Origin of the sequence: Pseudochrobactrum saccharolyticum (assembly GCF_008801715.1) — a bacterium.
Taxonomy (GTDB): Bacteria; Pseudomonadota; Alphaproteobacteria; order Rhizobiales; family Rhizobiaceae; genus Pseudochrobactrum; species Pseudochrobactrum saccharolyticum.
This window is the reverse complement of sequence record NZ_VZPG01000003.1, coordinates 339,076-362,702: the sequence shown is the minus strand read 5'-3', so window position 1 is coordinate 362,702 and position 23,627 is coordinate 339,076. Positions and strand designations below refer to the sequence as shown.

11 protein-coding genes are annotated in these 23,627 nt (G+C 48.6%); 7 read left to right on the top strand and 4 right to left on the bottom strand.

Annotation, left to right across the window (positions count from 1 at the left end; all coding sequences use genetic code 11):
- Window positions 1-60: 60 nt before the first annotated feature.
- The 3 genes from F7P81_RS11675 to F7P81_RS11665 are packed head-to-tail and all read right to left on the bottom strand — an operon-like array spanning window position 61 to window position 5,887.
- On the bottom strand, window positions 61-3,108 hold the full coding sequence (locus F7P81_RS11675) for a hypothetical protein (protein WP_151159636.1): 3,048 nt from the start codon (window positions 3,106-3,108) through the stop codon (window positions 61-63).
- Between the two features lie 21 nt (window positions 3,109-3,129).
- Complete coding sequence (locus F7P81_RS11670; RefSeq protein ID WP_151159635.1) at window positions 3,130-4,323, bottom strand: hypothetical protein; 1,194 nt, start codon at window positions 4,321-4,323, stop codon at window positions 3,130-3,132.
- A 31-nt stretch (window positions 4,324-4,354) separates the two neighbouring features.
- Window positions 4,355-5,887: a hypothetical protein gene (locus tag F7P81_RS11665; protein WP_151159634.1), complete on the bottom strand. Its 1,533-nt coding sequence runs from the start codon at window positions 5,885-5,887 to the stop codon at window positions 4,355-4,357.
- 186 nt (window positions 5,888-6,073) lie between these two features.
- Between F7P81_RS11665 and F7P81_RS11660 the strand changes: the two genes are divergently transcribed.
- Together F7P81_RS11660 and F7P81_RS11655 are read left to right on the top strand one after the other, a co-directional pair.
- A complete protein-coding gene (locus tag F7P81_RS11660; RefSeq protein WP_151159633.1) occupies window positions 6,074-13,078 on the top strand; it encodes an autotransporter-associated beta strand repeat-containing protein in 7,005 nt (2,334 codons plus the stop codon).
- Between the two features lie 90 nt (window positions 13,079-13,168).
- Complete coding sequence (locus F7P81_RS11655; protein ID WP_151159632.1) at window positions 13,169-15,166, top strand: acetoacetate--CoA ligase; 1,998 nt, start codon at window positions 13,169-13,171, stop codon at window positions 15,164-15,166.
- Here F7P81_RS11655 and F7P81_RS11650 read toward each other — a convergent pair.
- Window positions 15,163-16,194, bottom strand: a complete 1,032-nt coding sequence (locus F7P81_RS11650) for an AraC family transcriptional regulator (RefSeq protein WP_246176107.1) — start codon at window positions 16,192-16,194, stop codon at window positions 15,163-15,165. The genes F7P81_RS11655 and F7P81_RS11650 overlap by 4 nt on opposite strands.
- Before the next feature lie 126 nt (window positions 16,195-16,320).
- Between F7P81_RS11650 and F7P81_RS11645 the strand changes: the two genes are divergently transcribed.
- The 5 genes from F7P81_RS11645 to F7P81_RS11625 are packed head-to-tail and all read left to right on the top strand — an operon-like array spanning window position 16,321 to window position 23,625.
- On the top strand, window positions 16,321-17,490 hold the full coding sequence (locus F7P81_RS11645; protein WP_281348908.1) for an isovaleryl-CoA dehydrogenase: 1,170 nt from the start codon (window positions 16,321-16,323) through the stop codon (window positions 17,488-17,490).
- 13 nt (window positions 17,491-17,503) lie between these two features.
- Entirely contained in the window at window positions 17,504-19,108 is a 1,605-nt protein-coding gene (locus F7P81_RS11640; RefSeq protein ID WP_151159630.1) for a carboxyl transferase domain-containing protein, read from the top strand.
- 8 nt (window positions 19,109-19,116) lie between these two features.
- The gene (locus tag F7P81_RS11635) at window positions 19,117-19,920 is read left to right on the top strand and encodes an enoyl-CoA hydratase/isomerase family protein (protein ID WP_210246217.1); all 804 of its coding nucleotides are present in this window, start codon (window positions 19,117-19,119) and stop codon (window positions 19,918-19,920) included.
- Entirely contained in the window at window positions 19,913-21,931 is a 2,019-nt protein-coding gene (locus F7P81_RS11630; RefSeq protein WP_151159629.1) for an acetyl/propionyl/methylcrotonyl-CoA carboxylase subunit alpha, read from the top strand. The genes F7P81_RS11635 and F7P81_RS11630 overlap by 8 nt, the downstream gene beginning before the upstream one ends.
- Before the next feature lie 2 nt (window positions 21,932-21,933).
- Complete coding sequence (locus tag F7P81_RS11625; protein ID WP_170265266.1) at window positions 21,934-23,625, top strand: AMP-binding protein; 1,692 nt, start codon at window positions 21,934-21,936, stop codon at window positions 23,623-23,625.
- Window positions 23,626-23,627: the final 2 nt, after the last annotated feature.

Below are 23,627 nucleotides of genomic sequence, written 5' to 3'. Positions count from 1 at the left end.
TCAGGTGTATTCTGGGTGCGCAAGTTTCTGCAATTAATTCTTTGAGATATGATATTTTTATTAAGTGTCGGAATATTCAACGGAAAAGTGAACAGTCCACCTCGGCGCGTTTTGTCCTTCAGATGCGTATGAAACTGAAAGCGTCAAGTTACCGCTGTCGTGAATTGGCGGACTTGTCCAGTTTCCAGCAGAATTTACTGTGCTACTGCCGAAGGGTTGCCAATTGAGAAGGAAGTTTAAAACTTGTCCAGCGGTTGCAGTGCCACTCGCATAGACCGGTCCATGTTGCCCAATATTTATTGGAATTATTATATCTTCACCTTCATACGGATTTAAAATCACGATAGGTGCCAAAGGGACTATTGAGGGTTCAAATGTAAATGTTAGCGGATTACTTGTACTGCCTCCGGATTTGGCGGTTATTGTTACGGTTTCTCCGTTAGGATTGGTATCGTAGAAAGGTGCTGCAGCTGATCCGCCGGATGTTGAGGTGGTGTATATCGATGCATCACTGAAAGCAAAACGTGCGTGCCCCGATGCGAAAAATGTGACTTGTGTGCCGTTGGGTGCAGAAGCCCCGTTGATATTGACTGTTGCATCTGCCCGATTGAGTGATCGTCCGTCAGCGGGTTGTTCGTCCATAGCTTTGCTCAGCGTCACGGTCGTCTGGGTGTGTTGGTTATATGGTGCAAATGTAAACTCCAGAGGATCACTTGTAACGCCATTGCATGTAGCGGTTACGCTTACAGTTTCGCCAGCCGTGTTCGTGTCATAAAACCCGTTTATAGAGTAACCGTCATTGTTGTGGATTGTATCGTTAAGTGTGTGTTGATTATTAGTCTGCCAATAAGCCGACCCTGTTACATGATAAGTGATTGGTGTTCTGAATAGAGGTGGATAGCCATTTACTGTTATGTGCGCCTCTACTGCGTTTATAGCGTGTCCGTTTGCAACCGAATTATCCAGGTATTTATCAAGGACTATGGCAGTTTGTCCAACTGGACCGAAGCCAAAATTATGTTGATTGTCTTGCGCGCCAGATGTTGAAGCCGTCAGCACCACGAATTCTCCGGCTGTATTTGCATCAGTAAAATGCACAATTGGTGTCTGGCCGGATTGGACATCAGAAATAACGCTTACGGTTTTTTTATCCGGCGACAGTGTATAGATACTTGTATCAGTTTCAGAAAATGTCGCTTGTTGATTAGATGGCAGAGTGAAAGTGACAGCCTGAGCTTTTGCCGGTGAAAGCACTGCAATCGCACTATGTTTGTCCTGGCCATTACCAGTCGCTGCGGAGTTATCGTCTGAAGCTACTGCAAGTGTGAGTGTCAGAGGAGTAGCTGTCTGGGTGAAATGAAATGGTTGCGTCGCGTTGGTCAAACCGTTCGCGGAGGCAGTTATCGTTATATCTATGGTAGTGTTACTGTTATCAGTGAAGAATACTTCCGCTGTCAGACCATCGATCCCGGTTTGTGCAGTTGCCGTTTTGCTATCAGCGGAAACAGTTACGCCATTTGAGGCAATAAAAAAGGTGCTGTTTGATGATGTTGTAAAATTAACGCTGATATTACTGACATTGCCGCTGCCTGAAATACTGGCTTTCGCACTGCAGGTTGAAGTGCCGTCAGCGGGCATGTTGTTTTTGATTGGAATAATGCCGAGCTGAGTGGCTGTGGCCTGTGTGAATGTAAAATTCTTTATGGTTTGAGCGGCTGTTGCGCTTGTTGTTAATTCGACTGTCTCACCGCCGCTATGACTATCTGTGAACAGTACAGGTGATGTCTTGCCGAAATTGTCAGTAATTAAGGTTTTGCTTTTTTGATTGCCATCGAAAACTGCATTGCCGGTTGCACCGAGCGTAAATGTGATCGGTACATTGGCGGCGGGTATTCCGTTGTCAGCATAATAAGCAGCAGATGCGCGATTTTGTTCTACGCCATCGGCATTGGCATTATTCTTGATAGTTTCAAGTAAAATTGCCGGGAACTGCTTATATGACTGAGCGATGGCGGAGTTAGACCATCCCTTGGATTGCCCGATACTATCAAATAGTTGGTACTCAAACATAAAAAATGAGTTGGTTTGATAACCGGAGAGACGTGTTTGAGGCACGATAAAGATATCAGATAACGGATTTATCTTTGAGAAAACACTAACGTCCTTGAGGGGTTGTGATGTCTGGTCATCTGTCCCGTTTATTGAAACGTAAACATCCGCGAGATCTCCTGCAGAAATTGCAGGACTGGCAGGAATAGCAAGTTTTAAGCCATTATTAGCCATATCTGCCGGTGTTACCGACCCTGAAGAAATTAAAACCGGCTGAGGCGCAACAAGAGTGCGGTTGTTGACAGAGGGTATGTAAATTGCTGTGCCGCTGGCAGTAAAATTCTTCAGGGGGGACAGCAAGGCAGCAGACCAGAACTGGCCGTCTGGCTTTGCAATAAAATAGCCGATTGTATTGGTTGCACCCGCTGTGGTTTTTAAAAGCGAGCAGGCGATATTAATGCCGTCAGCTGTTAAGGCACTAAGATTTCCGCAATAAACTAAAATATTATTTAGTATAACGGCAATACGTGATGAAGGTATAAATGCCGCCGGCAAATTTGTGGAAGCAATTGTTACATTAAACAGTTGCGGAACATCAGATGTTGGAACTTGAAGATTATTGTTTTGCGACAGGCCCGCAATTGTCAATGCAGGTAAGTTACCGGCAAGATTTGGGTCGAGATCACCAAAAACAAAAGGTGCTGAAAACTCACTGCCATCGTCGGCTGTAAGCGTTAATTGGGTTATATAGAAATCACCGGAATTAGAGCCAACAAGAAAAACAGCACGCCCGGAACTCTCTGTTGTCATTGAGAAAGTTCCGGAATTTGTATCAAAAGGCAAAGGGGTATGATTTTTGTCGAACAGAGCAAGTGGCTTGGGCGTTCCGGTGCTACGCGCACTATCGTTTTTAATCGTAACGTTGGCATTTGGTCTGTTGGTGTTAACGTAACAAGTCACAATTTGCTGCTGCCGGGTTGGATCCAGCGTGCTCGTATAAGAGGGCACATATGCGTAAGATTTATCCGTTACCATGCCGTTTGTATGAGGATAGGTCATTGGTGGCACCCTTTAAATGGTTTAATTATCAAGCCCTGAAAAATCTGCTTTATTATAATAATAATCTGAATATTTGACTTCATTAATAATATAGTTTAAATATAAATCTGCGTATTCTGTTATATTATTTTCTTTATACGCGCCTATTTGACGGAAGACACGTTGAGAAATATTTAGGTTGATGCCGCTGTTAAGGTGGGATTGCTGTAAGTAAATATCATTCGGATACAGAGCAATTTGTCTGGTAATTCTTGTCGAGTTGTCATGAGGATCCCAACCATCAAGAAACAATATAGGTTTGAACAGGCCATAAAGACAGCTGAATGGGAATCCGCTGATATTGAACGATAAATAGCCATTCACAAAACTATTGGCAGTCAGTATTCCGTTATCCAGAGTGCCGGGAAAAATTGGTTTACTTAATAGATTGTCCGTTTGTATGAACGGATCGGGCATTTCATAGGCAGTGCCCTGAGCAAGAAAATGCAGCGGGTTTGATTGTCCGCTATTAGTTTCTGAAACAATGTATTTGAGTGTATTGATAGTTGTAGCATCACTGTACATCTGATTATAAGGAATGTAGGCGTAGACTTCAGTATCTGCGCTAACATTATTCTGTATAGAAACACATTCATTGTTCAAAATAAAAGCGCATCTGTAGTCAAGTGTCGGTATTTTGTCCGTATCTGCTCTTACTGCGTATCGGGTATCATAAAATAATGTATCATTATCGTCAGGATTAATTGATTGGTCGGCATCGTTGGGTATATTCAGAACATCTTGAAGACCGGCGATGAATGGTGCCTGATAAGAAGAATTATTTCCAGAAGGATCATGGGATATTAATTGGACACCATATTCTGGTTGGTCCGGATCGGTTGAAGCGTAAATCGTTGCGATTGTGATCGATGGGCTGGCCACATAAATAGTTGCAAGACTGCCAGAATTGGTGAAGCTTGTTACTTCACCATGGTTGACAGCAAGTAACTGACCATTGGTATCATAAAAGCTAAGGTTCTGACCGTTTGCTAAATCAGCAATACGCCAGTTAACTGGGATGCCAGCTCCTGCGAGAGAGCCATCCTCATGAATGATGAGGGCTTGTAGCTCGGCTCGCTCATATTGTGTTGGTGGAACTGAATTTGCTGTAGCTTTAATTGAAATAAGTGAAACTTGTGGTAAAATTCTTTGTACTATATTGAGCGAGCCTGACATTTTAATACCTATATATTTTTATTAAAAAATGTTATGGACTTACTGTATCGATTTTGTAGGAAATAACCCTGCTATATTTTCCAAAATTTATATTGGTTGGGTCCGAAATATAATATTCAATCTGCATTGTTGAGAACGCATAAGTATGTGGCTGAACGCTGTAGCCGAGCAAATCTTGAGGATCTATTGTGTAATCACATGTTTGACCTGAGGTTGAAAGTATTGGTTGTGGATGCAAAGTGTTGTTTTTTGGATTACCTTGTGAATCCCAGCCATTGATAAAAACATTTATAGTATATTGATCGGCAGTATTTCCGCCGGTAGGGAAGTCACCTGACGCGCCCTTATTGGTTGTGACGTAGGTTTCATCAATAAGGTTTGGAGCGCCTCCATTGGGTGTTGGAAATAAAACCGGCGCGGCACATGGACGATTTGTAATACCCGGATTTGGTTCATTCTGAAATTGTGAGTTAATCTCAAATGGCCAGCCATATTCGGATGATCTTACAGCGCCGGTCTCGACGGATTCAATAAAATATTGGAGCCTGTTTGGTAGAGGATTTCCCTGGCTATCCACCGTGTTTAACTTTGCAACGGGTACAGATATGGTCGTCGACACTTGTGATATGTCGATCGGATCCAGCACAACCTTTTCGCCGTTTAATACCATCCAGAAGACGCGCTTATCTCCCGACGGAGTAATGGCATCCGGATCAATGTTAAAGTAGACATATGTTTGTCCGGCTGGCACCGTAACGGTGTTCCCGTTCAAGTTGACAGGTTGCGGAGCCATATACATTACATATTGTTGATCTATATCAATGAACGTCAACGGTGGCACAATAGGTATGCTTGCTTGCGCTTGTGTCACTACAGCTTCTGTAGATGTTATATAAAGATTGGTTGCATAGGCTGCCTTGGTGAGAAGGACAGTGACGTAATTCTCCAGTATTGTGACGGGTGAAGCAGGTGTGACGGGCAAGTTAGGGGTTGTGCCAGCGCTACCTGGTGATGACCATGCTGATATTATGTTATCCGGTAAGGGCGAGAAGTTTACGTCAAAACCAATTGTTACCTGAGCGGGGAGATCAGTAATGTAATCGTGTATATTAACCATTATTTGGTTATAATCGACTGATTGAAAATGTTCTTCTGTTGCAATAACGGTGTTCGCATTGAATTTTTTAGCGCTAACTATAGAGGCTGGATTTTGGATGCCTAAATTGTAGAAAGTGATAGGTAGCGTGATGGGGGAGCCTTCTTTTTGGTCGTCTTTATAAAGCTGAGCGCTTATTATCAGTTTCTCACCTGTATTGTCATTTATTGAAAAAATATAGGTGGATGCTTCTTGTGTATAGTTTGCGCCAGAAGCAGTTTTATTTTTGAATAAAACTTTATCCGTTTTTACGTTGCGCCTACTGGTACTGCTTGGATCTTTGCCGAAGGCAACAGAATATTCATTTGCATCATTTGCATCTGTCGTCAGTATTACTGCTGCGAGGATTCCAAAGCCTGATAGAGCGCTATCTCCGCGAGGAATAAATGTAATATTAGGGTTTGCCATAGTGATCTCAATTTTTTAAATATAAAAACTATTTGTTTCTGCATGTATAGTTTATCATTTTTTTACCTAAAGTAAATAAAATTATATTTTAATATATATGTGTTTTTATACTATATAATTGAAGGACATATGCAATGCATTAAATATAGTTATATTTTATTTATATTTTTTTATAAGTGAGTTTTTATGGAAAATTTATATTCACCATTTTATAATTCGTGCAAACGGATTTTTTCTCACAAATACTATAATATTTCACAGAGTAAACTTCGTAGAAAAATATATAAACTTTTGTTAAGTAGTGCTGTTTCCGCGCTGACACTAATATGTGCTGTTACAAGTACTCAGGCGACAACATATGGAGATGATGGATCCAATACTATTTCTGGTAATGTGGCAAATTGTTTGACGGAACCGAATTTGCTGCAAGCTCCATTTGGAAATTCAGTTAATATATATAATGACAGTTGTACATTAGTTTACAGTTTAGATAATCCTTCATCTGTTACCTTTGAAGGTGACGTGACTTATGATGCGAGCAACATTGGCCCGAAAAAACCGACAAGCTTTTTCACCGGGCTGGCGGCGTGGTTTGCCGGCGAGCTGACTGTGCAGGGTAATTATAAGATTACCGGCCTTGGTGCTGCTGGTAATGCATGGACTTATCCGCAAGCAGCACTGTCGGTTTTAAGTAGTAATGCCGCACGCACTTCACCGACTAAGCCCAATGATCCGGCTGTATGGAAAACTCCGACTATCACGATGCAGGGTGATGTCAGTGCTGATGGCGGTATATTTTTCTATGCTGCAGGCGGGACGGAGGTAGAAGTTGGTACTGCTGATGGATATTTTTCTTCAGTGGACAAAGGAAGCGTCACTATAGTTGGCAAGGCCTCTATGCATGTGAGCCCTGATGTTAAAATGTTGTATGATCAGGGTAAGGCTGCTCTTATCACGCCGATTAATCTTGGTGATTTGAATGTTACCTTCAATGGCGCTCTTGATTTCGATCTGCCCCTGCTGAATGGAACCGATGGTTCAGGAAAAAAATCCGTTTACGGGGCGATTGATGTGCTTGGCTCTTATGCTGCATTACAGTTTACAGCCGGTGGCATCTATACAATAGCCCAGCAATATCAGGACGGATTAAATGGTGCCATGAATGTTGCTAATAAGACAGGCAGTATTAAAAATGCGTATTGGCCATCGGTTTACGGGTGGGCTTTTGTATCCGGAAACTGGGATGTAGCAGGTTATCGTAGCGGACAGATGCCGAATTTAGCGGAAACTGATCCATCAGTAGCCAGCATGGTGGTTCAGGATATGACCGTAAACTATTCGATGGAAGGAGCAGGACCTGCAGGGATCTGGGGTGTGGTTACACTTGGTCAGCATGCCAAAGCAAGCCTGACAAACACTGTTTTTAATCTGACAATGCAAGGCAGCTCTGATACCCGCGCTTCTGTTTTTCTGGGAGGTGTTACACTGACCAATCCGGTATTGTCCGTAGGACAGCAGGCTGTCGCATATTATGATAATGCTCTTACTTTAGATAAAGTAAAAGTTGATTTCACAGGAGCCGGCTCAGGCGATTATGTCTCTGTTTTTGACATTGATTCATCGAATACTGTTGTCAATGTAATTAATCAATCAAGCCTGATTGCAGCTGAAAACACAAAAATCAGCGACCGTTCACTTATCTATATCAACAAGACGTTGGATGTGTATCCGGATGCTGATGGTAAAAAGTTGGCTTTTACAACGCTTGATTTTACCGCTACGGATTCCACCTTGTCCGGTGGTATCTATGTTGACAGTGTTGACGGTGCAGGTGTTTTTACCGCGGCGAATACACTTACTTTGAAACTGGACGGAAACACCACATGGGCTGGTGATCTTTTTGTCTCTGAAACCGTCGATCCGCAAAATACGGACAGTAAAGCCTCGGCTACAATGACCATTGATGGTACAGCGCGCTGGACTGGCATGGTAAATTCCACAAGTGCTCCTGTGTCTCTGACTATTCAGGGGCAGGGTGTCTGGGTGCCGACACGCAATGTCACGGATGCTTATTTTACGCAGGGAACCGTTACCCTGAACGGCGGCACAATACAGGCCAATGATCAGGCGCTGCAATTTACATCAACGCTAGATTTGCTGGCCGGTGGTGGTGCGTTTGACTCCAATAACCAGACAATCACTTTTGACGGGATTGCATTTGGTGCCGGTACTCTTACGAAAAAAGGGGACGGTATTTTAGTGTTGTCTACCGCTAATACTTATGCCGGTGGTACTGTTCTTCAAAAAGGAGAGCTCTCCGTTTCTTCTGATACTTATATGGGGAGCGTGGCCAGCGGACTGACTTTTAACGGCGGCTTGTTAAAAGTCACCGGTACAACCATGACTTCAACGGCACGTAATATCACATGGGGTGCGAATGGTGGTGGTTTCGATATCGATGATCAGAGTGTGGTTTTCACTGTCGCACAAAATTTAACCGCAGGCGGAAAGCTGATTAAGGAAGGGAATGGCACACTCGTTCTAAGTGGTGCCAATACCTATACAGGCGGTACGGTGATCAATGCCGGTGTGCTATCGGTCGCAGCGGATAAAAATCTTGGCAAATCTACGGAAGCGGTGACAATAGGAAAAGCATCGTTACTATTGAGCGCGGCATTTACGTCGTCTCGCGCTTTGGTTGTCACCGATACAGACAGTATGCTTGATAATGCGCAGGATAATAGTTTTTCCGGCGGAGTTTCCGGTACAGGAAAACTCAATAAAAAAGGCGCTGGCGTACTGACATTGAGCGGGGATGCAGTTCATTCAGGCGGAACTGCTATTCTTGCGGGTACGGTGCAGATCGGCTCTGGTGGGACAACCGGCAGTCTCGCGGGTGATGTTGCAAATAGTGGAAAGCTAATATTCGACCGGTCTGATAGTCTGGTTTTTTCCGGTGCAGTTACTGGCTCCGGCAGCTTGTTTCAGTCAGGCAGCGGTACAACAATATTGACCGGTGATGTGAGCCATACTGGTGGTACCGTAATTGATAAGGGTACCTTGCAAGTCGGTGATGGTGGTACGTCAGGAAGCCTGACTGGTGATGTCAGTAATAGTGGTGTGCTGGCTTTCAAGCGCTCTGACAGTTTAGCATTTTTGGGTGCGGTAACAGGCACAGGGTCTTTGCAGCAAACTGGTGACGGAACGACTATTTTAACCGGTGATAATACTTATACCGGCGGAACTGTCATCAATGCTGGCACTCTACAAGTCGGTGATGGGGGAATAACAGGCAGTATTGTTGGTAACGTGAATAGTTCCGGAATTTTAACATTCTCACGTAGCGACAATATTGATTTTGTTGGCGTTTTAAGTGGCGCAGGAACTCTCAAGCAATCCGGTACAGGAACACTGACACTCAGCGGAGACAATACAAATTTTGCGGGTTTAACAAGTGTTACAAGCGGTACGCTTCTGGTTGATCAGAAACTTGGCGGTGCAATTACGGTTGCATCAGGTGCAACTCTCGGCGGCAAGGGAGTGCTTGCCGGTAATGTATCATTGGATGCAGGTGGCATTCTGGCCGGACGGGAAGGACAGACACTAATTTTCGAAAACAATCTCACTCTGGTGACCGGGAATATAGTGAATATTGCACTGGGACAGTCTGGTCAGACAGGGTTATTCAGTGTTCAGGGTGATCTGACACTCGCTGGCACCATCAATATTACAGACATTGGCAGCTTTGGACCGGGGCTTTATCGCATTTTTGATTATACCGGTAATCTTACTGGTAATACAGCAGTGCTCGGGACCGTTCCCGGGAATGATACGTCGCAAATGACGCTTCAGACTTCAATAGCTAATCAGGTCAATCTGGTGAATGCAGCCGGTCTCGTATTAAATTACTGGGACGGAGCAGATACTACTCTGCATAATAATAATAAGGTTGATGGCGGCTCGGGAACCTGGAAACTGGTAAGCGATGATAACTGGACTGATAAAGACGGTATGGTGAATGCCGTTTGGACAAATGATCAGTTCGCAATTCTTTCAGGTACTGCAGGTACGGTAACCATTGATAACAGCTCCGGTGCGATTTCCGTTGCTGGCTTACAATTTGCTGCGGACGGCTATCGTCTTGAAGGCGATGCGCTGATGCTTGCTGATACTGTCAACAATGCGGCTTCTGTACTTCGCGCGGACAAGGATGTGACAGCTACGATAGCGGTGGAACTGCAAGGCACCAATGGTATTAAGAAGACAGATTTAGGTACGCTTATCCTGACAGCAGACAACACCTATACCGGTGGCACAACCATTGCCGGAGGCACTCTGCAACTTGGAGACGGAGGAACGACAGGCAGTATAACCGGTGATGTGGTCAATGACGGTAAGCTGGCTTTCAAACGCTCTGATACTCTGACGATGAGCGGCACTATCTCTGGCCTGGGCGGGTTATTACAGGAGGGTGCCGGTAAAACCATTCTGACCGGTAACAATACCTATCTTGGTGGCACAACAATCAAGTCAGGGATTTTGCAAATCGGGGATGGTGGAACCAGTGGCACAATACAAGGTGCTGTGGTTAATAACGGCACACTGACCTTTAACCGGTCTGACAGTTTAAGTTTTAACGGCAATATGTCCGGTAGTGGCACCCTTATCCAGTCTGGCAGTGGCACAACAATTCTGACGGGCAAAAACACACATAGTGGCGGAACCACGGTTCAAACCGGCACTTTACAGATAGGCAATGGCGGAACGAGCGGCAGCCTTGCCGGCGATGTGACCAATAATTCAAAGCTCACATTTAACCGCTCCGACAATCTACTGTTCAACGGCGTGATTTCCGGTACCGGTGCGTTGGTGCAGGCGGGTAATGGCCGGACAGTTCTGACGGGAGAAAACACTTACAATGGCGGGACGACCATTCAGTCCGGTATTCTGCAAATCGGCAATGGCGAGACCGCAGGAAGTATCACCGGCAATGTAATTAATGATGCTGTTTTACTCTTTAATCGCTCGGATAGTTTAGTGTTCTCCGGTGAAGTATCGGGCTCAGGATCATTGCTGCAGGGGGGCTTGGGCACAACCATTCTGACCGGCGACAGCACTTATAGCGGCGGCACGGTCATCAGCGCAGGAACGTTACAGATTGGCGATGGCGGCAATAGCGGCAGTGTTACAAGTGATATTGCCAATGATGGTATACTCGCTTTCAAAAGGTCTGATGCACTACAATATGCGGGGACAATCAGCGGGATTGGTAGCGTCGTTCAAAAAGGTGACGGAACCACTGTTTTCTCCGGTAATAATAATTATTCCGGTGGCTTGGTGATTGAAAAAGGCACAGCAAAAGCGGGCTATGACAAGACTGCTTTCGGCTCGGGACTGCTGACAGTGCGATCCGGTGCAAAAGCCAATCTTGATGCTTTTAATGTGACTGTTGCAGGCCTCTCTGGGGCAGGCAATGTCGATCTCGGAAATGGCATCCTGACGCTGGAGCAGGACTTTGATACGCTTTTTTCCGGCACCTTGTCTGGTGCAGGAGGGCTGACAAAAAACAAATCAGGGGTGCTGACTTTATCCGGTAACAATGATTATTCGGGTGTAACAACAGTCAATGACGGTGTCTTAAAACAAGGTCAGGCGAACGCGTTCAGTCGCAATTCTGTATTCAATACGGGCCAAGACGCTATTCTGGACTTGAATGGCATGAATGCCTCAATTGCTGGTCTGAGCAATGCCGGTACTATAAAATTTGGCGGCAAAGGTGGTACAACTATCACTATAAGCGGCAATTATACCGGTGATAATGGAACTATATTGCTAAACACGGTTCTGGGAACGGATAATTCGCTCACAGATATGCTGAGCGTACAGGGTAATACAGCCGGAACGAGTACACTTAAAGTGACAAACCAGAGTGGTGCCGGCGCACGGACGAATAATGGCATCAAACTGATAGAGGTCGGCGGACAGTCAGACGGCGTATTTGAATTGCTGGGTGATTATAAAACCAAAGACGGGCAACAGGCCGTAGTGGGTGGTGCATATGCTTACACTTTACATAAAGGTAATTCGTCCGGAACGGATATGAGTAGCTGGTATTTACGCAGTGAAACAACCAATCCGGGGTCAGATCCGCAGCCGCGTCCTAGTGCCGGTGTGCCGGTTTATCAAGCGCTTGCAGCGACGATGCAGACACTGAATAAGACACCAACACTCCGGCAGAGAGTGGGTAGCCGCTATCTCGACAGAGATAGTTATGAACTTAATGATAAAAGCCGCTCTTCTGGTCAACAGCAAGTTGCATCAGAACCAAAAGCTGACAGACTCTCTGATAACAAAATGATTTGGGGAAGAATTGAAGGCGCGCATAACCGCCTTAAAGCCCAAGGTTCAGCTGCCGGTTATAGGCAGGAGACAGATAGTTATATTATGCAGGCAGGCGTTGATGGCCAGTTCTATGAGAATGATAATGGACGCTTGATTGGCGGTATTACCGGTCGCTATGCGACAGGCAGCAGTCATATTTATGCCGAACACGGTGATGGCCGTATTGAGACGCAAGCATGGGGACTTGGCGGCACACTGACATGGTATGGAGATAATGGTTTCTATTTCGACGGGCAGCTGCAAGCGACTTGGTATAATAGTAGCCTTCATTCCTTCACTGTCGGAAAAGGCCTTGCAACCGATAAAAATGGTTTAGGTTACAGTCTGAGTGCTGAAGCAGGCAAACAGTTTACTCTCGATGCTTATTGGTCTTTGACACCTCAAATACAACTCGAATGGTCAACAGTAAATTTTGATCCGTTCGACGATGCTTGGGGGGCAGCGGTTGCATTACATAAAAAGGATACCAGTCTTAACGCGCGGCTTGGTATTTCAGCAGATTACCAAAATATCTGGCAGGACGATCAAGGCTTAAATCGCAAAGTAAATATGTATGCCATTACAAATCTTTATCAGGAATTTCTTGATGGTTCCAATATCCTTGTAGCGGGATCAGGTTTCAGTCAAAACCGGGATAATCTATGGGGTGGTATTGGCGCAGGCGGCACTTATAGCTGGGCGAATGACAAATATGCGCTCTATGGTGAAGGCTCGATCAATACCAGTTTTCAGAATTTTGCCGATAGCTATACTGTCAAAGGTAATGTGGGGCTTTTAATCCGGTGGTAAGAGCGGATAGCCGTGTAATACTCTTCACCACCTGATAGGGCTTTGTCTTCCTCTCAAAAACAGCGATAATGCGTTGGGGAGGAGAGCCGGATGAACACAGGTGTTAATTCGAACGGAGCTGGTTCCGAGCCTTTATGGCAGCCATCGGCACAAAAGATTGCCGAGGCAAATCTGACCGCTTTTACTGTAAAAACCCGGAGTATCAGCGGTTTACCTCTTGAGACCTATCAGCAATTGCATGACTGGTCTGTTGAGCGACCGGAAGTGTTCTGGTCTCTGGTTTGGGATGAATGCGGTATTATCGGGCATAAAGGCGCTCGCATTCTGATTAATGCCGACAATATGCTGGCAGCGCGGTTCTTTCCCGATGCGAAACTGAATTTTGCTGAAAACCTGCTGCAAAAAACCGGCAGTGATGATGCTCTGGTATTTCGTGGTGAGGATCGTGTCCGTTCACGCCTGTCCTGCGATCAGTTGCGGGATCTGGTCTCGCAATTACAGCAGTTTATGCTGGCGCAGGGTGTGCAGGCGGGTGATCGTGTGGCAGCGATGCTGCCCAATATGCCGCAAAGCATAGCTGCTATGCTGGCCTGTGCTTCTATCGGTGCAGTCTGGTCGTCCTGCTCTCCTGATTTCGGTGTACAAGGTGTGCTGGATCGTTTTGGCCAAATATTGCCTAAGCTGTTCATCACCTGCGATGGCTATTGGTATAATGGCAAGGCGCAGCCAACCGGTGAAAAATTAGAGCAGATTGTGCCGCAATTGCCGTCCCTGCAAGCGGTGCTGATCGTTGATTATCTGGGCACTGCTGAAGCCGTTTCCCGTGAGATTCAAAATGGTACACCGGCTAAATGTCTGACTTTCGATCAGGCTGCGGAACAATTCGCACCATCAGAATTGCAGTTCAACCAACTTCCTTTTGCCCATCCGTTGTTTATTCTCTTCTCATCGGGCACAACCGGCATACCAAAATGTATCATCCATTCCGCTGGCGGCACCTTGCTGCAACATGCCAAAGAACACCACTTGCATGCGGATATTAAACCAGGCGACCGGCTGTTCTATTTCACGACCTGTGGCTGGATGATGTGGAACTGGTTGGTCTCGGGGCTGGCTGCAGGCGCGACCTTGCTGCTCTATGACGGATCGCCGTTTTATCCCGATGGCAATGTGCTGTTTGACTATGCGCAGGCCGAAAACATGACCCATTTCGGGACTTCTGCTAAATATATTGATGTTTTGCGCAAAAGCGGGTTGGAACCTGCAACCAGCCATCTTCTGCCGCATCTGCGTGCTGTGTTTTCTACCGGATCACCACTTTCACCGGAGAATTTCTCCTATATCTATCAGTCTGTTAAGCAGGATATCCACCTTGCTTCGATCTCCGGTGGTACAGATATCGTATCCTGTTTTGTGTTGGGCGTGCCGGTTCTGCCGGTATGGAGCGGAGAAATTCAGGGTGCAGGTCTTGGCATGGCTGTTGAAGTCTGGGACATGGACGGCACGCCGTTGATGCATGGCAAAGGCGAGCTTGTCTGTACCAAGCCTTTTCCTTGTCAGCCGACAGGTTTCTGGAATGATCCGACTGGTGAGAAATATCGCTCGGCTTATTTCGACCGTTTTGCAAATGTTTGGTGTCACGGTGATTTTGCCGAACTCACGGAACATGGCGGCATTATAATTCACGGGCGTTCTGATGCCACGCTCAATCCGGGTGGTGTGCGGATCGGCACCGCCGAGATTTATAATCAGGTCGAGCAAATGCCGGAAATTGCCGAAGCAATCTGCATCGGCCAGAATTTTGCAGATGATGTGCGTATTGTGCTGTTCGTACGTCTTGCCGCGGGGATTGAGCTTGATGATGCTTTGCGGGAACAAATCAAACAACGCATCCGCAGCGGTGCTTCACCACGCCATGTGCCTGCAAAAATTATCGCAATTGCCGATATTCCACGCACAAAGTCAGGAAAAATCGCTGAAATCGCCGTGCGCGATGTTGTCCACAGTCGCCCGATTAACAATCGGGAAGCACTGGCCAATCCCGAGGCATTAGCTTTTTATGCAAACCTGCCGGAATTGCAGATTTAGTACCCTGTCTGGGACTTTTTTCTGAAGGCACTGGGCGTTTCATTTGTGCGGATGCGGAATGCACGGGAGAAACTTTTTTCATTGCTGAAACCGGCAAGGAAGGCCACGCGTTTGATCGGATGGGCTGAACGCGTGAGCAGCTCTTTGGCGCGTTCCGTCTGCACTTGTTCTTTCAGCGCGCGCAAAGATGTTCCTTCCGCACTGAGATGGCGGTGCAAACTGCGCACAGACAGGTTGAAGACACTTGCCACATCCTCGGCCACAGGCAGGCCGTTTTTTGTCATACGCAACAGGCGCCGCACCTGATTTGTCAGCTGATGTTCGCTTTTATAGGGCAGAACAGTGAGCGGCAGAGCGCGTTTGAGCATGCTGTTAATCGCAGCCTCATCCCGTTGCAGCGGGCGTTCTAAAAACACTGCATTGAATTGAATACGTGCGTTTGAGGCTGAAAACTTTAGCTTTGGTGAGAACAGCTTGGGATAAATATCGACATGTTGTGGTTCCGCATAGGGAAACTCGGCGGTTGTAAGCGGTATTCTCTCGTCAATTGCCCAGCAGGCAAAGCCTAAAACATAGCGCAGCAATGTCACGAGGCAGAACTCGCGATAAGCTCCCAGATTCCGCATCTCAGTGATACTGATCGAGGCAATGCCATCGGCAATATCCAGATTGAGCAGTACATCATCCGTGAGCAGGCGATGATGGCGCTTCCAGCGATGGAGGGCAATGCCAAGCGTTGCGGCACCAAGGGAGGCGCGGCAAAGCATACCATAGGTGCCCCACGGTAATTTGCGGGAAAACCAGCCCAGAGCCTCATCATCAAGCTCCTGCATTGCCTCCCAGTTCAGGTCTTCAAACTGATCCGGTGTGACACGTCCGTTTTTATCGGCAAGGCTTTCTGGCGGAATTTGTGCCTTTTCCAGAGCGGCGGCAGGATCTGCCCCATATTTTACGTAGGCCTGCAAAATACAGTGAACAAAGGCCGTTGGGATGACCGCAGCTGCTTTTCCTGTGTGAGATGAGGCCAAAATTTGATCCGTCATGACCGTATTTTGTAGCCAAATGGCCGATTTTGCAACCTGTCTGGCCAGTCAGATACCGGCTTATGGTACAACATAGGCAAACTGCAAAACGGTTTGGGAGGACTGTTGTTGATGACACCAAGCCTTGACTTCCTTTTGGGAGAGGAAATCGCGCAGCTGCGGGACAGTGTGCGTGCATTCGCTGAGGCGGAAATTGCACCCCGCGCGGCATATATCGACAGCAGCAATCAATTTCCCGCTGATCTGTGGAAGAAGTTCGGGACGATGGGATTGCTTGGCCTCACCGTGCCGGAAGAAGACGGCGGCACCGGCATTGGATATCTGGCGCATATTGTGGCGATGGAAGAGATTTCGCGCGCTTCCGCCTCTGTTGGCCTGTCTTACAGCGCCCATTCCAATCTTTGCGTCAATCAAATCCGCCGCAACGGCAATGCAGCGCAAAAGGCCAGATATTTGCCAAAGCTGATTTCTGGAGAGCATGTCGGTGCTTTGGCTATGTCCGAGCCGGATGCGGGCTCTGATGTTGTTTCAATGAAATTGCAGGCGCAGAAACAGGCAGACCATTATATCCTCAACGGCTCGAAAATGTGGATTACCAATGGCGGTGATGCGGATGTGCTGGTTGTTTATGCAAGAACCGGCACAGGCAAAGGGGCAGAAGGCATCACAGCCTTTCTTGTCGAAAAAGGCATGGCCGGTTTCAGTCATGGTGCCCATCTTGATAAGCTTGGTATGCGTGGCTCCAACACATTCCCGTTGTTCTTTGACAATTGCCTTGTGCCTGCGGAAAATGTGCTCGGCGGTGAGGGCAATGGCGTTAAAGTTCTGATGTCGGGGCTTGATTATGAACGCGTGGTTCTGAGCGGCGGGCCGCTCGGCATTATGGCCGCTTGTATGGATATCACGCTGCCTTATATGCATGAGCGCAAGCAGTTCGGCCAGCCGATCGGTGATTTCCAACTCATGCAGGGCAAGTTGGCCGATATGTATTCCACATGGCAGGCCGTGCGTGCCTATGTCTATGCTGTTGGCGCGGTATGCGACCGCAATGACCATTCCCGAACCCTGCGCAAAGATGCGGCAAGCGCCATTCTCTATGCCGCAGAAAAAGCGACATGGATGGCCGGAGAGACAATCCAGACACTCGGCGGTTGCGGCTATACGAATGATTATGCCGCGGCACGGCTGTGGCGCGATGCCAAATTATACGAAATCGGTGCAGGGACTTCAGAAATCCGCCGGATGCTGATCGGGCGGGAATTAATGGCTGAAACCAGATAATCGGGGCATGGATATGAGTGTTCTGAAAACTGCTCTCAATGTGCATGGTGAGGAATTTACAGCTAATCACGCTGCCATGCGCTCTCTGGTGGAAGAACTGCGTGACCGCAGTCAGATTGCCTGTGCCGGAGGCGGGGAGGCTGCATCGGCACGGCACAAAGCGCGGGGCAAATTGCTGGCGCGGGAGCGTATTGATCTGCTGCTTGATGCCGGTACGGCTTTTCTGGAAATCGGACAGCTTGCCGCAAATGGTCTTTATGACAATGATGCGCCAGGTGCCGGTCTTGTGGCCGGTATAGGCTGCGTTTCAGGCACACAATGTATGATTATCGCCAATGATGCGACGGTTAAAGGCGGCACTTATTATCCGCTCACAGTCAAAAAACATCTGCGTGCGCAGGAAATTGCCGAGCAGAACTATTTGCCCTGCATCTATCTGGTGGATTCCGGTGGCGCTTATCTGCCGAGGCAAGATGAGGTGTTTGCCGATCGTGAGCATTTCGGCAGGATTTTTTATAATCAGGCGAATATGTCGGCAAAAGGCATTGCGCAGATTGCCGTGGTGATGGGATCCTGCACGGCAGGCGGTGCTTATGTGCCTGCAATGTCGGATGAAACAATCATCGTGCGCAATCAGGGCACCATCTTTTTGGGCGGGCCGCCACTGGTCAAAGCGGCGACAGGTGAAGTGGTAACAGCAGAAGAACTGGGCGGTGCAGATGTGCACACCCGTCAGTCCGGTGTGGCCGATTATCTTGCGGAAAATGATGCCCATGCGCTGGCAATCGCCCGCCGGATTGTTGCCAATCTGAATATCACGACAAAACCTGATCTGCTCAATGGCGGGGAGGAACCGCTTTATCCGCCTGAAGAACTCTACGGTATTATTCCTGCAAATCCGCGCCATCCATATGATGTCCGCGAGGTGATTGCGCGGCTGGTTGATGGCTCACGCTTTGACGAGTTCAAGGCGCGGTATGGCGCGACGCTTGTGACCGGTTTTGCGCAACTCTATGGCGCAACTGTCGGCATCATTGCCAATAATGGTATTCTGTTCGGTGAATCCGCGCAGAAAGGTGCGCATTTTATCGAGCTTTGCGCGCAGCGGCATATTTCGTTGGTTTTCCTGCAAAATATCACGGGTTTTATCGTCGGCCGAAAGTACGAGAATAACGGTATAGCTAAAGACGGCGCGAAAATGGTGACGGCTGTGGCAACGGCTCAGGTTCCTAAAATCACAATGCTGATCGGCGGTTCCTTTGGTGCCGGTAATTACGGCATGTGCGGCAGAGCTTATTCGCCGCGTTTTTTGTGGACATGGCCGAATAGCCGCATTTCAGTGATGGGCGGTGAGCAGGCCGCAAGCGTGCTTGCCCGTGTGCGGCGTGATGCCTTGGAAGCGCGTGGAGAAAGCTGGAGCCTTGCGGATGAAGAAGCGTTTCAGGCGCCGATCCGTGAGCAATATGAAACGCAGGGCAATCCCTATTATGCAACAGCCCGCCTTTGGGATGACGGGATTATTGACCCCGCCCAAAGCCGCCGCGTTCTCGGTCTTTCACTGGCTGCTGCGCTGAATGCTCCGGTGAAAGAAACCAAATTCGGTCTTTTCAGAATGTGAGGCAAATCATGTATGAGGCCTTGGAAATTACCCGCGACGGCTCCGTGGCAACCATCTGGATGAACCGTCCGCAACGGCATAATGCATTTGACGCTGCGCTCATTGCCGAACTGACACAGGCTTTTACGCAGCTTGGTGCGGATGATGAGATCCGTATTGTGATTTTGGCCGGTCGCGGCAAAAGCTTTTCCGCAGGTGGTGACCTCAACTGGATGAAAGCTGCCGGTGAGGCCGGTTTTGAGGCCAATCTTGCCGATGCAGGAAAGCTGGCACAGATGTTCCGCATACTGGCTGAGATGCCCAAGCCGACCATAGCCCGTGTGCATGGTGCAGCATTGGGCGGCGGCATGGGGCTCGCCTCTGCCTGCGATATTTGTGTTGCTTCAACGCAGGCAAGTTTTATCACATCCGAGGTGCGGCTCGGCATTATTCCGGCGGTTATCAGCCCCTATGTGCTGCGCGCTATCGGTATGCGGCAGGCTTCTCGGTATTTTCTGACTGCGGAGCGCATTGATGCTGCAAAAGCCCTGCAAATCGGCCTTGTGCACGAAGTGGCGGAAGCGGAGACGCTCGATGCTGCGATTGATGATCTGATATCGGCTCTGCTGAAAGGCGGCCCGCAGGCACAGGCCGCCGCAAAACGACTGATCCGCAATGTTGCAGGCAAGATGATGGGCGATGCATTGGCGCAGGAAACCGCGCATAATATTGCTGCTCTGCGCATGAATGCGGAAGCCCGTGAAGGTCTGAGTGCCTTTCTCGATAAGCGGGCACCGGCATGGATAAACCGGACAGGATCAGATGATGTTTGACAAAATTCTGATTGCCAATCGCGGCGAAATTGCCTGCCGTATCATCAAAACCGCCCGCCGCATGGGCATCCGTACGGTTGCTGTGTTTTCAGACGCCGATGCAAAGGCGCGGCATGTGCGGCTGGCAGATGAGGCCGTTCATATCGGCGCTGCGCCACCTCGGGAATCTTATCTTAACAGCGCAAAAATTATCGCTGCGGCGCAAGCCACCGGCGCACAGGCCATTCACCCCGGCTATGGCTTTCTTTCGGAAAATGAAGCTTTTTGCCTTGCCTGTGCGCAGGCCGGAATTGTCTTTATCGGCCCGCCGGTTGAAGCCATACGCGTCATGGGTTTGAAGTCACAGGCGAAAAAGCTGATGGGTGCGGCGGGCATTCCGCTGATCCCCGGTTATCACGGGGAAGATCAGACGCCTGAAAAGCTACAGCGGGAGGCCGATGCAATCGGCTATCCTGTCCTCATCAAAGCATCTGCAGGCGGTGGCGGCAAAGGCATGCGGCTTGTTGAAAGGCCTGAGGATTTTACGCAAAACCTGCTTGCCTGTCAGCGTGAGGCGCAATCGGCTTTTGGCGACGATCATGTGTTGATCGAGCGCTATATTACCCGCCCGCGCCATATTGAAATTCAGATTTTTGGCGACAGTCACGGCAATTATGTCTCGCTGTTTGAGCGGGATTGCTCGGTGCAGCGCAGACACCAAAAGATCGTTGAGGAAGCGCCGGCACCGCATTTCTCCGAACAGCAACGCCGCATCATGGGCGAGGCCGCTACAAATGCTGCACGTGCAGTGCACTATACGGGTGCGGGAACGGTCGAATTTATCGTTGCGCCTGACGGCCAGTTTTATTTCATGGAGATGAATACCCGCCTTCAGGTTGAGCATCCGGTAACGGAAATGATAACCGGCCTTGATCTTGTGGAATGGCAGTTGCGGGTTGCGAGTGGTGAGCAGTTGCCGGTTATGCAGGAGGATTTGTCTCACTCCGGCCATGCCATAGAGGCGCGTATCTATGCGGAAGACCCGTCTGCCGGATTTCTGCCGTCAACGGGCAAGCTTGTGCATTTTCATTTGCCTGAGCAAAACGCTCATGTGCGTATTGATGCAGGTGTTGAGGAGGGAGATGCGATCAGCCGGTTTTATGATCCGATGATCGCCAAGCTGATTGTCTGGGATGAAACACGTGACAAAGCCCTGCGGCGCATGGAACGCGCACTGGCCGATATGCAGATTGCGGGCATTGCCAGCAATATTGAGTTTCTCTCGCGTCTCGTGACTTGCCGTTCCTTTGCGCAGGCTGATCTTGATACGGGCTTGATTGAACGAGAAATTGCGGCGCTCTTTCCTGAAGCGCAGGAACCGCCCGCTGAAGTGTTTCTGTTAGCGGCACTGGCGCAATTGCTGCATGAGGCCGATGAGGCTCCGTTATCTTCTTTCTTGCAGCGGCGCGACAGTTTCCGGCTCAATATACAGGCCAGGCGTGATCTGAATTTTCGCTATGGTACGGCACAGCACACTGTCACTGTGACCTATCTGGGCACAGGATACCGGTTGCAGACGGGCTCACTGGATGTTGTTGCCTCCGGCCGCCAAGACAAAGACAACCGCATCACTGCCGAGATCGGTGGGCTGCGTAAAACATTAACGGCAGTCAGATCGGGCAATTTCATCCACCTTTTCACAGACGGACAAAGCTGGAAGCCGGAATGGCTTGATCCGCTGGATGTGTCGCCGGAACACGCAACTGCCCATGACGGGCTCGTGGCACCCATGCCTGGCAGTATTACCGCCTTGCTGGTGGAGCAGGGGCAGCAGGTTGCAAAAGGCACGCCGCTTCTGATTGTCGAGGCCATGAAAATGGAATTTAAAATAACCGCACCTGCTGCGGGCTATGTGAAAGCCTTCCGCTGCGCTGTCGGCGATCAGGTCAATGAAGGAACGGAACTGGCTGATTTTGAGCCCGCAGACGGAGAGGCAAAGGAGCAGCTTGCGCTGACCTCACAGGAGGAATGAAAGTGACAGAAAAACTGAGCTTGGTGAAAGGCGTGACGGAACATCCGCTGATAGAAGCCACAATCGGCCAGTTTTTCGATGAAACCTGTTTGCGATATCCGGATGTTGATGCCCTGATCTCAGTGCATCAGAATATACGGCTGACCTATGCCGAGCTCCGTCAAGAAGTGGATGCTCTGGCCTGCGGCTTGTTGCGCCTTGGGCTGACAAAAGGCGATCGGGTAGCGATCCTGTCACCCAATAATGCCGAATGGGTTTTAACGCAATTTGCCACGGCAAAAGCGGGTCTGATCCTCGTCAATATCAATCCGGCTTATCGTCTGACCGAGCTTGCTTTTGCACTCAGCAAGGTGGCGTGCAGGGCGATTATCCTGTCTCCTCGTTTTAAAAGCAGCGATTACATCGCTATGCTTTGCGAGTTGGCACCGGAAATCCCTGTTTCAGACCCGTATAATCTGCGGATTGAACGTTTCCCGCAATTGCGATGGGTTATACGCCTCGGCACAGACAAAACATCCGGCATGATTAATTTCGACGATCTGCTTGTTGCGCCGGAAATGGTCGAGCTGGGCACATTGCAGCAGATTGCTGCGGGTTTGTATGCGTATGATCCCATCAATATTCAGTTTACCTCAGGCACAACCGGTTCGCCGAAAGGGGCGACACTCACGCATCGCAATATTCTCAATAATGGACGGTTTGTCGGCGATGCAATCCGCCTGCAAAGCCGCGACAGGCTGTGCATTCCCGTGCCGCTCTATCATTGTTTCGGGATGGTGATGGGTAATCTCGGATGCCTCACACATGGCGCGACGATTGTCTATCCGGCGGAGTCTTTTGACCCGCTGGCTGTGCTGAAGGCCGTACAAAACGAGCATTGCTGCGCATTATATGGTGTGCCGACCATGTTCATCAGCATCCTCGATCATCCTGACTTTGCAAAATTCGATGTTTCAAGCCTGCGCACCGGTATTATGGCGGGCAGTCCATGTCCGGTTGAGGTGATGAAGCGGGTAATCGAGCATCTGCATATGAAGCAGATCACAATCGCCTATGGCATGACGGAGACATCGCCGGTGTCGTTTCAAAGCAGCGTGGATGACAGTCTTGAGCGCCGTGTTTCAACGGTTGGCAGGGTTCAGCCGCATTGCGAGGTGAAGATCATTGATAGCAGCGGAACAATTGTGCCGCGTGGTGTATCGGGAGAGCTCTGTACGCGCGGTTATCTGGTTATGCATGGCTATTGGGACGATCAGCGCCAGACTGATGAGGCCGTGGATCAGGATGGCTGGATGCATAGTGGCGACCTCGCAACCATTGATGATGAGGGCTATTGCAATATTGTCGGGCGGATAAAGGATATTATTATCCGTGGCGGCGAGAATATTTATCCCCGTGAGGTTGAGGAATTTCTGTTTCGCCATTCTGCAATCAGGGATGTGCAGATTGTGGGTGTTCCCGATCATAAATATGGTGAAGTGGTTTGCGCATGGATTATTTTGCGTGCAGATGCCGAACTGACCGCTGAGGACATCCGCGCTTTCTGCGAGGGGCAGATTGCCCATTATAAAATTCCGCATCATGTCAAATTCGTCGATCAATTTCCGATGACGGTGACAGGTAAGATACAAAAATACATTATCCGCGAGCGGATGATGCAAGAATTGGGACTCGAGGAAAGCAGAACAGCATAGAC